Origin of the sequence: Streptomyces sp. NPDC056480 (genome assembly GCF_042795405.1) — a bacterium.
Taxonomy (GTDB): Bacteria; Actinomycetota; Actinomycetes; order Streptomycetales; family Streptomycetaceae; genus Streptomyces.
Window position 1 is genome coordinate 1 of the sequence record NZ_JBHTSA010000182.1, and the last position, 11,788, is coordinate 11,788.

At 74.4% G+C, this 11,788-nt stretch carries 10 protein-coding genes and 1 pseudogene; 9 read left to right on the top strand and 2 right to left on the bottom strand.

The features are described 5' to 3' along the window. Window positions 1-53 precede the first annotated feature (53 nt). Entirely contained in the window at window positions 54-293 is a 240-nt protein-coding gene (locus ACFQ79_RS38425; protein ID WP_030324034.1) for a chaplin, read from the bottom strand. Between the two features lie 403 nt (window positions 294-696). On the opposite strand from ACFQ79_RS38425, the gene ACFQ79_RS38430 reads away from it, so the two are divergent. Genes ACFQ79_RS38430 through ACFQ79_RS38470 form a run of 9 tightly spaced genes read left to right on the top strand, consistent with a single transcriptional unit; the run spans window position 697 to window position 11,388 of the window. After that, complete coding sequence (locus ACFQ79_RS38430; protein ID WP_383592485.1) at window positions 697-1,731, top strand: DUF3344 domain-containing protein; 1,035 nt, start codon at window positions 697-699, stop codon at window positions 1,729-1,731. A 1-nt stretch (window position 1,732) separates the two neighbouring features. Continuing rightward, window positions 1,733-2,869, top strand: a complete 1,137-nt coding sequence (locus ACFQ79_RS38435; RefSeq protein ID WP_383592488.1) for a glycosyltransferase — start codon at window positions 1,733-1,735, stop codon at window positions 2,867-2,869. Beyond that, complete coding sequence (locus ACFQ79_RS38440) at window positions 2,866-4,314, top strand: sugar transferase (RefSeq protein WP_383592491.1); 1,449 nt, start codon at window positions 2,866-2,868, stop codon at window positions 4,312-4,314. The genes ACFQ79_RS38435 and ACFQ79_RS38440 overlap by 4 nt, the downstream gene beginning before the upstream one ends. 2 nt (window positions 4,315-4,316) lie before the next feature. Then, window positions 4,317-5,630 carry an O-antigen ligase family protein gene (locus ACFQ79_RS38445; RefSeq protein ID WP_383592494.1) on the top strand — a complete coding sequence of 438 codons (1,314 nt, stop codon included), beginning with the start codon at window positions 4,317-4,319 and terminating at the stop codon, window positions 5,628-5,630. Further along, the gene (gene murJ / locus ACFQ79_RS38450) at window positions 5,623-7,701 is read left to right on the top strand and encodes a murein biosynthesis integral membrane protein MurJ (RefSeq protein ID WP_383592497.1); all 2,079 of its coding nucleotides are present in this window, start codon (window positions 5,623-5,625) and stop codon (window positions 7,699-7,701) included. The genes ACFQ79_RS38445 and murJ overlap by 8 nt, the downstream gene beginning before the upstream one ends. Continuing rightward, window positions 7,598-8,401 (top strand): polysaccharide deacetylase family protein, encoded by an 804-nt coding sequence (locus ACFQ79_RS38455; RefSeq protein WP_383592500.1) that lies wholly within the window; start codon window positions 7,598-7,600, stop codon window positions 8,399-8,401. The genes murJ and ACFQ79_RS38455 overlap by 104 nt, the downstream gene beginning before the upstream one ends. Continuing rightward, window positions 8,398-9,531, top strand: a complete 1,134-nt coding sequence (locus ACFQ79_RS38460; RefSeq protein ID WP_383592503.1) for a glycosyltransferase — start codon at window positions 8,398-8,400, stop codon at window positions 9,529-9,531. Before ACFQ79_RS38455 ends, ACFQ79_RS38460 begins: the two co-directional genes overlap by 4 nt. A 13-nt stretch (window positions 9,532-9,544) precedes the next feature. After that, a complete protein-coding gene (locus tag ACFQ79_RS38465; protein WP_383592506.1) occupies window positions 9,545-10,231 on the top strand; it encodes a lipopolysaccharide biosynthesis protein in 687 nt (228 codons plus the stop codon). Then, window positions 10,228-11,388 carry a GNAT family N-acetyltransferase gene (locus ACFQ79_RS38470; protein WP_383592509.1) on the top strand — a complete coding sequence of 387 codons (1,161 nt, stop codon included), beginning with the start codon at window positions 10,228-10,230 and terminating at the stop codon, window positions 11,386-11,388. Before ACFQ79_RS38465 ends, ACFQ79_RS38470 begins: the two co-directional genes overlap by 4 nt. A gap of 24 nt (window positions 11,389-11,412) precedes the next feature. Here ACFQ79_RS38470 and ACFQ79_RS38475 read toward each other — a convergent pair. After that, window positions 11,413-11,788 (bottom strand): annotated as a pseudogene (locus ACFQ79_RS38475) (hypothetical protein); the annotation flags it as partial.

Here is an 11,788-nt window from a genome sequence, read left to right on the forward strand (position 1 = left end):
CCCCGTCGGGGGTGGGCGCACCGGCTTCGGAAGGACCGATCAGGCGTGCCGGATCAGGCGTTGACGCAGGTGTTGCCGAAGGTCGGGTTCAGCGCGCCGATGACGCTGACGGTGTTGCCGCAGAGGTTGACCGGGATGTGCACCGGGACCTGGACGACGTTGCCGGAGCCGACGCCGGGGGACTTCACGGCCGCACCCTCGGCGCCGGCGTCGGCGGTGGCGGCACCGGCGGCACCGGCGACCGCGGCGGCGGCACCCACGGTCAGGACAACGGCCTTGGCGATACGGGACATGGGGAAGTGCTCCTCGATCGAAATTCAACGTGGACTGCGCGGACTGTTCGGCCCGGCTCTCTCAACAACGCCCCGGCTTTTCATCGGTTGCTCTCCCGAACGGGTGACGTTCAACCGATCTTTGGGCCATAGGAGGGCCATTGGAGGGAGTGGGCGTGGAATGGCGCAACACGCTCAACGAGGAACCTGCCGCGTGGATACGGGAGTTAGCGTTTCCAGGCATCTAATGCTTACTATCGCCCCGCGTCAGGGTTATAACGTTCCCGAACGTTGCTTCCGGGCCCGCCGCGCGTTCACCCATTTCGTGCGGACGACACCTTCCCCTCTCCCGGCCTTCACGGGTCTTCCCTTCCTTCTCTCATCAAAGCGGAGAACCTGTATGCGGAATTCAGCGGTTCCTGCTGTGCGTCGCAGCGTGTTGTGCGCCCTGTCGTGTGCGGCGCTCTCCGCCGCACTGCCGGTCGCCTCCGCCTCGGCCCCCCCGCCGGGGGAGGCGAGCCGCGTCCCGTTCGCCGCGCGCTACCAGTCCGTGCAGCACGGTGGGGTCGTGCGCGCGGCCAACTCCTCGGCGAAGGGAGCGAAGGGCACCGAGTCGGTCAACGACGACGCCTCGATCGCCTACGTCGACGTGGACAGCGACCCCAACACGTACAACTCCAGCCGTGCCGAGCTCGCCGTCCCCGCGGGCGCCCGGGTCAGCTGGGCCCGTCTCTACTGGGGCGGCAACCTGCGGGTGGGCGAGCAGAAGCCGCCCGAGGACAACGGCCGAGTGCTGATCGCCGAGCCCGGCGGCGCCTACAAGGCGCTCCTCGCGGACACCCTGATCGGTCATCGCACCGCCGACGGCGCCGACGCCTTCCAGGCCTCGGCCGATGTCACCGAGCTGGTCCGTTCCTCCCGTTCGGGGCAGTGGACGGTGGCTCAGGTCAACGTCGCCATGGGCCGGTCGGAGGTCGGCGGCTGGGGTGGCTGGACGCTCGTCGCCGCGTACGAGAAGGCGTCCGAACCGCTCCGCAGGATCGGCGTCTGGGACGGATTCGAAACGGTCGGACCACGCTCCGGCGAGCTTCGCGTACCGCTCGACGCAAACCGTTACGACAAGGCCACGAACGGCCGTCTCGGGGTGATCGCCTATGACGGCGACCGGGGCACTTCCGGTGATTACCTGGCGGTGGAAACACGCCGCTCGAAGAGCTTCCGGCTCTCCGATTCCGCCAATTCCGCGGACGACGTGATGAACTCGAGCATCACCGAATTCGGCACCGGCCGTACGGTCCGCTCACCCGATGGTACGAACACTCTCGGGTACGACTCCGACGTCTTCGATCTGCGGGGGGCACTGCGCGATGGAGCCGACCGTGTCCACGTCCGGGCGGGGAGCCGGAAGGACACCGTCTGGCTCGGTGCGCTCTTCTTCCAGGCGGACGTCCGGCCCTGACGTGCTGCCTCCACGAGACACGGACCGCGCGTCCGTCACCGTCCTGCACGCGGTCCAGCCCGGTGACGGCGGGGTCGCACGTGTCGTCATCGACCTCGTCCGCGCCCAACTGGCCGCCGGCCTGCGGGTCGCGGTCGCCTGCCCACCCGACACCGTCCTCGCCGCCGCCGTACGCGCCGAGGGGGCCGACACCCATGTCTGGCGCGCCGGCCGGAACCCGGGTCCCGAGCTCGTCCGCGAGACCCGCGGCCTCGCCCGGGTGATCCGTGCCGTCCGCCCCGGACTCGTCCACGCGCACAGCGCGAAGGCCGGGCTGTGCGCCCGACTCGCCCTGCGCGGAAGGATCCCGACGGTGTATCAGCCGCACGCCTGGTCCTTCGAGGCGGTCGAGGGAACGACCGCCGCGCTGGCCCGGCGCTGGGAGCGGTTCGGCGCCCGCTGGACCCACCGGATCCTCTGCGTCAGCGAGGCCGAGCGGCGTACCGGCGAGGCCGCCGGGGTCGCGGCCGGCTGGTCCGTCGTCCACAACGGTGTGGACGTCGCCCGGTTCGCGAGCGAAGGACCGCCCGGCAACCCCGCGCCCACCGTCGTCTGCGTGGGCCGGCTCTGCCGCCAGAAGGGCCAGGACGTGCTGCTCGCCGCCTGGCCCGCCGTCCTCGCGGAGGTGCCGACCGCCCGTCTCGTCCTGGTCGGCGACGGCCCCGACGGCGACCGGCTGCGCGCCGTCGCCGGCCCCTCGGTGCGGTTCACCGGAGCCGTCGACGACACCGTCCCCTGGTACCGGGCCGCCGACGTGGTCGTCCTGCCGTCCCGCTGGGAGGGCATGGCGCTCGCGCCCCTGGAGGCCATGGCCGCCGGCCGGCCCGTCGTCGTCAGCGATGTCGACGGGGCCCGCGAGAGCCTGCCGCCCGCCCATGAACCCCTGTGCCTGGTCCCGCCCGAGGACCCGGCCGCGCTCGCCACCGCTCTCGGCCGCCTCCTCGGCAGGCAGGAGCTCCGGCACCGCCTGGGCCGCGAGGCCCACGAGCACGTACTCAGCAGATTCGATGTCCGGCGCACCGGCGCGGCCGTCGCGGACCTCTACCGCGAACTGGCCGGAGTGCGAGGCACCGAGCACAGAGAGCCGATTGCGCAGTGACCACCGAAAGCACCAGCGTCCCTCCCTCACCGGGCCCCTGGCCCACGGCAGGCCAGTCCTTCGGCCTCGCCTCCCTCGCACCGCGCCGCGGCAGGACCGACCGGCTCGCCCTGCCGTACCGCCCCGCGCGGTCGCGGTCCGGCGTGCTGCCGCTCGTCGCGGTCGACTGCCTGGCCGTCCTCTCCGCCGCCACGCTGCTGAGCGGGGCGCACCACGACGCCCGGCTGCTGCTGCCGATCGTGGCGCTCGTCGTCCTCCTCGACGGGCGCGCGGGGCTGCACCGCCCGGCCCCGCACACCCGGGCCCTCGACGAACTGCCGGCGCTCGCCTCCCGCGCCGGTGTCGCCTGGTGTCTGGCGGCGGCCGCCGTGGCCGCGTACTCCCCGGGCCTGGCGATCGGGCCGCTGCGGCTCAGCGCCGCGTACGCCACGCACGTCGGCGTCGTGGTCCTGGTCCGGGCGCTGCTGCTCTCCCGGCGGCGCCGGATCGCCCGTGCCCACCCCCGGTCGGCGCTGGTCGTCGGCGGGGCGGGGGCCGCGCGCCGGTTCGCCGCCGCGGCCGCCCAGCATCCCGAGTACGGGGTGCGGCCGGTGGGCATCGTCGGCGTGCCCGAGCAGGGCCGCGCGCCCCGGCCGGCCGGCGAGGCCGGGCTTCCGGTGCTCACCACGACCGAGGAGATCCACCGGGCCGTCATCCAGAACACCGTGCGCGACGCGGTGTTCCTCGACGACGACCCGGGGCTTGTGACCCTCTTCCAGCACTACGGCTGCGTGACCTGGCGGGTCGGCGGTCGCCATCAGAACGGCCCGATGGGCGCGCACATGTGGGGGCACGCCTGGCAGCGCGTCGCCCCGCCGGTCGAGCGGCGCGGTCTGCCCGCCAAGCGCGCCCTCGACATCGCGCTCGCCGCGCCCGCGCTGGCGTTCGCCCTGCCGGTGCTGCTGCTCTGCGCGCTCGCCGTACGGCTCGCGGACGGCCCCGGAGTGCTGTTCCGGCAGGAGCGGGTGGGCCAGCACGGGCGGCACTTCACCCTGCTCAAGTTCCGTACGCTCCGGCCCTCCGACGACACCGAGTCGGCGACCCGCTGGAACGTGGCGGGCGACCGGCGGATGAGCGCGGCCGGCAGCTTCCTCCGGAGGAGTTCGCTCGACGAGCTGCCGCAGCTGTGGAACGTGCTGCGCGGGGACATGAGCCTGGTCGGACCTCGGCCCGAACGCCCGTACTTCGTCACCCAGTTCAGCAAGATCCACGCCGGTTACGCGGCCCGGCACCGGATGCCCGTGGGACTGACAGGTCTGGCGCAGGTGCACGGGCTGCGCGGCGACACCTCGATCGAGGACCGCTGCCGCTTCGACAACCACTACATCGACCACTGGTCGCTCTGGCAGGACGTCTGCATCCTGCTGCGTACGGCGGCCGGGCTCGTCCGACCCACAGGGAGCTGAGGATGGCCACGGCCGTGACGGTGCCGGCGCTCGCCCCGGACGACGTACGGGACTGGGCGCGCAGGGCCGTGGCGCTCTCCCCGGTGCTCGCCGTGATCGCGCTGCTGCTCGTCCCGGGCGGCGGCGGCGCGCAGGGCGGCACCGGCGGTACGGGAACGGTCGCCGACGCGGCCTCCGGGCTGCTCGTCCTGATCTGCCTCGTCCGGGTGCTGCGCGGCGGCGCCCGGCCGCTGACCCGGACGGCGGCCGTCGTCCTCGGCCTGCCGGTCCTCGGGATCTGTCTCGCGGCGATCACCTCGAACGACCCGGCGGCGAGCCTGCCGGGCGTCGCCCGGTACGTGCAGATCTTCGTGCTCGTCCCGGCCGCCGTGCTCCTGATGATCCGTGACCGGCGGGACTTCGCCGTGGTCGCCTGGGGTCTGGTCGGACTCGCGCTGGTCCAGGGCGCGGTCGGCGTCGCCCAGTACCTGACCGGCACCGGTGCCTCGTACATGGGTGAGGACATCCGGGCCGTCGGCACCTTCGGGCCGACCGATGTGATGGGCATGGCGACCGTCGTGTCGTACGGGCTCGTCGTCGTGACCGGGATCGCGCTCGGCAGCGGGCCCGGCCGGACCCGGACGGCCGCGCTCGTCTGCGCCGGGCTGCTCTTCCTGCCGCTGGTGCTGTCGTTCAGCCGGGGCGCGTGGATCGCGACCGTGCTCGCCTGCGGGATCCAGCTGCTGCTGTCGGGGCCCCGGCGGGCCGCGCGCGTGGCGCTCGCCGCCGGGGCGCTCGGGGTGGTCCTGGTCGGCGGGCTCGGCATCGGCTCGGCGATGGTGAAGGAGCGGGTCGCCAGCATCACGCAGGTGGCGGGCGCGCCGGACCAGTCGGTGACGGACCGGTACACGATGTGGGCCGCGGCCGGGCGGATGTGGGCCTCGGAACCGGTCACCGGCGTCGGCCTCAAGGGCTTCCCTCAGTACCGCGACTCGAACGCCTCCCTCGCCCTGTCCTCCGGCAGCGACACGGCCGGCGCGGGCGCCGCCTTCGCGCGTCAGCCGCTGCTGTCCCCGCACAACATGTACCTCCTGGTCCTCAGCGAGCAGGGCCTGTTCGGGCTGCTCGCCCTCGCGGGCAGCTGGGTGGCGCTGCTCGTCGGCGCGCTGCGGCGGCGCCGCCTCGGCGCGGACTGCGCGCTCGTCGCGACGGGCCTGCTCGGCTGGCAGCTCATCGACTTCTTCTACGCGGACATCGGCGGCCCCTCGACGGTCCTGATGTCGGTCGTGCTGGGCCTCGCGGCCTGGTGGGCCCTCGCGGAGGTACGGCGTGCGTGACCCGTGGGCCGGGGAACCGGAGCCCACGGACACCCCGCGGGCCGGTGAACCACGTCCCACGGGCGGACCGCCCTGCGGCGCCCCGCTGACCGACCCCTGGCCGACCGCGCCTCCGGGCCCCACGGACTCCCCGTGGCCCTCGGAGGCCGTCGTGCTGCCGGGGACGGGCGCGGGTTCGGGTGCGGGTTCGGGTGCGGGTTCGGGTGCGGGTTCGGGTGCGGGTTCTGGTGCGGGTGCGGGTTCCGGTGCGGATTCGGGTGCGGCCACGAGCACGGGCTCCGGCACCGGAGTCGCTCCGCCGCCCCCGCCCCGTACCGCCCCCCTCCGCACGGCCCCGCCCCGCGCCCCCTCCCCCCGGCCCTCCGGCCGCCGCGCCCACGCGCGCGGCCGGGCGGCCCGGACCGGCGCGCCCGAGGGCCGCGGGTTCCTCGCGAAGGCCGCCGCCGTGACCGCCGGGCTCACCGCGGTCGGGGCGCTGCTCGGGCTCGTACGGGACCAGATCCTGGCGGGGTACTTCGGAGCCGGCGCCGAGACGGACGCGTTCCTGGTGGCGTGGACCGTGCCGGAGTTCGCGTCGACGCTGCTCATCGAGGACGCGATGGCGCTGATCCTGGTGCCCGCGTTCTCCCGTGCCCTGGCCCGCCGTTCGAGCGGCCTGTGCGGCGACCCCGTGCGCGCCCTCGTACGCGGCACCCTCCCGCGGCTCACCCTCGCCGTCGGAGTCGTCGCCGCGGTGCTCGTCGCCGCCGCCCCGCTGATCGTCGGGGCGCTCGCGCCCGGACTGCCCGACCCCGGGCTCGCGATCGACTGCACGCGGCTGACCGGTACCTGCGTCCTGACCTTCGCCCTGGTCGGCTACTGCTCGGCGGCGCTCCGCGCGCACGGCTCGTTCCTGCCACCGGCCACCATCTACGTCGCGTACAACGCCGGCATCATCGGCACCATCCTGCTGCTCCGCGAGCCGTGGGGCGTGCGCTCGGCCGCCGCCGGGGTCGCCGTCGGCGGAATCCTGATGGTCCTCGTCCAGGCCCCCTCGCTCGTCCGCGAACTGCGTGCCCGCCCCGTACCCGTACGGGAGCCCGAGGCGCTCACGTCCCCCTCCACCGGTGAGGGCCGCATCCTGGTCCTCGGTCTGATCGCGCCCGTCGTCGCGTTCTCGCTGTCCCGGCAGTCCCAGACGCTGATCGAACGCTTCCTCGCCTCACCGCTGCCCGCCGGCGCCATCTCGCATCTGAACTACGCGCAGAAGGTCGCGCAGATGCCGATGATGCTCTCCCTGATGCTGTGCACGGTCAGCTTCCCGGTGGTCGCCCGCGCCCTCGCCGCAGGCGACACGGAGGCGGCCCGCCGTCGCGTCGAGCGCGACCTGCTGCTCGCCGCCGTCGTCGTCCTCGTCGGCGCCTCGACGGTGATCGCGGCCGCGCCCCGGATCGTCGAGCTCCTCTTCGAGCGCGGCGAGTTCACCCGTACCGACACCGTCGCCACCGCCGCCGTCATGCGGGTCTACTCCCTCGGGCTGCTCGGCCAGACGATGGTGGGCGCCCTGGTCCGCTGCTACTTCTCCGCCGCGCGCCCGCTCTGGTACCCGGCCGCCGCGATGGCCGCCGGACTCGTCACCACCGCCGCCGCCGGTGTCCCCGGCGCCCACTACTGGGGCGCCGTCGGCATCGCCGCCGCCAACGCCCTCGGCATCACCCTGACCGCGGTCCTGCTGCTGCGCGGCGCGCACCGGCAGGCCGTACCGGTCCATGTCGACCGGCTCGGTGAGGGGCTGCTCCGGCTCGCCACCGCCGGCGCGTGGGCCACCGGCGCCGGCTGGCTGTGCCAGCTCGCGATCGGCCCCGCCGCCCTCGCCGTCGCGGTGACGGGCCTCGTCGTGATCGGCATCTTCCTGATCTTCATCGCCTGCGCCGCCAAGGCGCCCGAGATTCCGCCCCTGCCCCGCTCCGCCTCCCGGAGGACCCCCCATGCCCGCCGCCACCGCGCTGAGCCGTCTGCTGCCGAAGCCGCCCCTGTGGATGAAGCCGCCCCCGTGGGTGGCGATGTACCACTCGATCACGGACACCGCTGACGATCCGTACCGGGTGACCGTCTCCCCCGTGCGCTTCGCCCGGCAGCTGCACTGGCTGGGCGACCGGGGCCTGCGCGGCGTGTCGGTCCGGGAGCTGCTCGCCGCCGGCGCGGAGGGGCGCGCCAAGGGGCTCGTCGGCCTGACCTTCGACGACGGCTACGCGGACTTCCTCGACTCGGCGCTGCCGCTGCTCCGACGGCACGGCTTCACCGCGACGGTGTACGTCCTGCCGGGGCGGCTCGGCGGCGAGAACACCTGGGACACGGACGGTCCGCGCAAGCCACTGCTCACCGAGGACGGCATCCGGCGGATCGCCGAGGCCGGCATGGAGATCGGCTCGCACGGGCTCACGCACGTCGCGCTCACCCAGGCCGACGACACGGAGCTCGCCGCCCAGACCCGGCAGAGCCGCGCGCTCCTGGAGGAGATGACCGGCACCACGGTCGAGGGCTTCTGCTACCCCTACGGAAAGGTCGACCCGCGCGTGATCCACGCCGTGCGCAAGGCCGGTTACACCTACGGCTGCGCGATCGACCCGGGCCCGCACACCGGCACGTACGCCCTGCCCCGGGTCCACATCGGCGAGGCAGACACCTCGTGGCGGCTCACCGCCAAGCGCCTCCTGCACCCGCTGCGCCGCCGCCACCCAGCCGATCTGATCCCCGCCCGGTACGGCCCCGCCGTGGTCGGTGCCTCATGAAGGTCCTGCATGTCATCACCGGGCTCGGCATCGGCGGCGCCGAGCAGCAGCTGCGGCTCCTGCTCCGCCATCTGCCGGTGCAGAGCGGCGTGGTCACGCTCACCAACCCCGGCGCCGTCGCCGCCGGCATCGAGTCCGACGGCACCCCGGTCACCCATCTGGGCATGACGGGCAACCGCGACGTCGGCGCGCTCCCCCGCCTCGCCCGGATCGTCCGGCAGGGCCGCTACGACCTCGTCCACACCCACCTCTACCGGGCCTGTGTGTACGGCAGGACGGCGGCCCGGCTCGCCGGTGTGCGACGCGTCATCGCCACCGAGCACTCCCTCGGGGAGTCCCAGATCGAGGGCCGGCCGCTCTCGGCGGGCACCCGCGCGCTCTACCTCGCCTCCGAACGGCTCGGCACCTCCACGGTCGCCGTCTCCCCCAGCGTCGCCCGCCGGCTCGCCGACTGGGGGGTGCCGCAGGAGCGCATCCGGATCGTCCCCAACGGCATCGAGACCGACCGCTTCGCCTTCGACGCCCGTGCCCGCCGCCTCGCCCGGGGTGTCCTCGGGCTCCCCGAGGACGCCCATGTCGTCGGCGGCGTGGGGCGGCTCACACCGGGGAAGCGCTTCGACCGGCTCGTCCGGGCCGTGGCGTCGATCCCCGACGCCCGGCTGCTCCTCGTCGGCGAGGGCGCGCAGCGCGCGGAACTCCTCCGGGTGGCCCGCGAGTGCGGGGCCGCCGACCGGGTCCTGCTCGTCGGGGCCTGCGAGGACCCGCCGAACGACGACCGGCCCGGCCCCTCGCTGCCCGGACTGCTCGCCGCCATGGACGTCTTCGTGTCCACCTCCCCCGACGAGACCTTCGGACTCGCCGTCGTCGAGGCCCTCGCCGCCGGACTGCCCGTCCTGTACGTGGCCTGCCCGGCCGTCGACGACCTGGCGCCGCAGGCGGCACCGGGCGCCCGCCGGATCGGCGAGTCCGTACCCGAGCTGATCTCCGCGCTGCGCGGCCTCCACGACGCCCGGCCGCCCCGGTTCCCGCTGCCGGCCGCCGCCCGCCGCTACGACATCGCGCACAGCGCACAGCAGTTGATGTCCCTCTACAACCAGGCCGTCCACGGCACCCCCTCCCCCGTGAAGTGAGAGAGCCCGTCCCATGAACACCACGCCACGCCGCACCCTTCTCCCCGCCGGCCTGCGCACACCGGGCCGCTGGGCGGTCCTGCCCGCCGCCGTCCTCGCCGGAGCCGTCCTCGGCGGCGGTTACGGGGCCCTCAAGACCCCGCAGTACGCGGCGACCAGCTACGTCATCGTCGTACCGGCGGAGAAGTCCGACCCGGCCGCCGCGCTCGGCTTCGCCCAGGCCTACGGGCGGGTCGCCACCGACATCGCGGTGACCGGCGACGCCCAGGTGTGGGCGGGGGTCAGCGCCGACACCCTGCGCAGGAACGTGCAGGCAGCGACCTCTCCGGACGCGCCGATGATCTCCATCACCGCCAGGGCCGAGAAGCCCGTGAAGGCCGTGTCCATGGCCGACGGGGTGGCCCGTGCGCTCGTCCTCAACAGCAGCCACGTCGCGGGCAGCACGGGCGTGAAGGTCGTGCAGTTCTCCCGCGCGACCAAGCCGGTCGCCCCCGTCTCGCCCTCCGCGCCGCTCTCCGCGCTCGTCGGCGGCTGTGCGGGCGGGCTCCTCGGCGGCCTCGCCCTCCTGGTCAGGCCGAAGCGCTCGGCCGCGCGCGGCGAGGCCCGGCACTCCCGGCAGGCGGCGGCCGCGTCCGGAGCCACGTCCTCCGCCGCCGTGCCCGCTCCGGCCTCCGCCGCGCACCAGCCGGAGGCGGTGTGAGTCCGAGAGCGACGGGCGCCGGACCGGCCCTGCGGACGGAGATCTGCCGTGACGAGGAGGGCTTCCGGCGGCTGGCGGCCGAGTGGACGGCGCTGTACGGGCGCTGCTCCACCGCCACCCCCTTCCAGTCCCACGCCTGGCTGCACTCCTGGTGGCTCTCGTACGGCAGGCCCGGTGCGCTGCGGCTGGTGCTCGTACGACGGGAGGACGGAGAGCTCGTCGCGGCCGCCGCCCTGATGCGCGCCCGGGGCCCGCTGCCCGTCCTCACCCAGCTCGGCGGCTCGATCACCGACTTCACGGACGTGCTCCTCGACGACGGCTGCCCCGAGGCGGCGCCCGCGCTGGCCGGGGCGCTCGCCCGGACCGCCCGGGGCACGGTGATCGACCTGCGGGAGGTACGGCCGGGGGCGGCCAGCGAACGGGTCCTCGTCCACTGGCGGGGTCCACGCCGGCGCATGCCCGACTCGTTCTGCCTCGAACTGCCCGCCGTCCCCATGGAGGGACTCCTGGCCCGCATCCCGTCCGGGAAGGCCCAGCGGGTCCGCGCCAAGCTGCGCAAGCTCGACGCCCTCGGCATCGACACGCGTGTGGTCACCGGTTCCGAGGTGCCCGCCGCCCTCGACCGGCTCCTGAGGCTCCATCGACTCCAGTGGCAGGGGCGGGGTGTCACCGCCGAGCACACCAGCGAGCGGTTCGCCCAGCACCTCACCCGGGCCGTGCGGCCGATGGTGGAGCGCGGGGACGCGATGGTGACCGAGTTCCGGCTGGCCGGGGACGTGGTGGCCGCCGACCTGACCCTGATGTCGCCGCGGCTCGCCGGCGGCTATCTGTACGGCGCCGACCCGGCCCTGCGGGCCCGCAAGGTCGACGTCGCGACGATGCTGCTCCGGCACGGCGCCGGGGAGACGAGCACGGGCGGCCGGGCCACGCTGAGCATGCTGCGGGGCACCGAGGCGTACAAGCACCACTGGCGGCCCGAGACCGTCGGCAACCAGCGGCTCATGCTCACCGGCCGGGGTACGGCCCCGCTGCTCTGGCTCCGCGCGGGCGCCGCCGGCGGACGCCGCTGGGCGGCCCGGCAGGCGCGGGAGCGTGCCTGGGTGGGCCGTGCGCTCGGCTGGCTCACGGGGCGCACGCCGAACGACGGCGGCGGATGATCTCCGCCGCCGTCGTCGCGGGGGTCAGAAGGGCCAGACGCCCTTCAGCGCGTCCTTCCAGTCGAGGTCGACCTCGTCCTTCCAGGAGTCCTTCGGGACACAGACCGGCCCACCGATCCAACTCTCGACCCATGAACCGAGGTTCACGGTCCAGCAGGCGGGCGCGGGCACGGGTTCCGGTTGCGGCTCGGGCTTCGGTTCCGGCTTGGGTTCCGGCTTCGGCTCGGGCTTGGGCTCGGGCTTCGGTTCCGGCTTGGGTTCCGGCTTCGGCTCGGGCTTGGGCTCGGGCTTCGGTTCCGGCTTGGGTTCCGGCTTCGGCTCCGGCTTCGGCTCAGGCTTCGGTTCCTGAATCTGATACGCCTCACCCACCCCCATAGACACATTCAGCTCTACAGTGTGG

What these genes read in the sequence shown, in the direction of transcription:
- ACFQ79_RS38425 (WP_030324034.1), bottom strand. Translation starts at nt 293, where the DNA reads ATGTCCCGTATCGCCAAGGCCGTTGTCCTGACCGTGGGTGCCGCCGCC.
- ACFQ79_RS38445 (WP_383592494.1), top strand. Translation starts at nt 4,317, where the DNA reads ATGGCCACGGCCGTGACGGTGCCGGCGCTCGCCCCGGACGACGTACGG.
- ACFQ79_RS38455 (WP_383592500.1), top strand. Translation starts at nt 7,598, where the DNA reads ATGCCCGCCGCCACCGCGCTGAGCCGTCTGCTGCCGAAGCCGCCCCTG.
- ACFQ79_RS38460 (WP_383592503.1), top strand. Translation starts at nt 8,398, where the DNA reads ATGAAGGTCCTGCATGTCATCACCGGGCTCGGCATCGGCGGCGCCGAG.
- ACFQ79_RS38465 (WP_383592506.1), top strand. Translation starts at nt 9,545, where the DNA reads ATGAACACCACGCCACGCCGCACCCTTCTCCCCGCCGGCCTGCGCACA.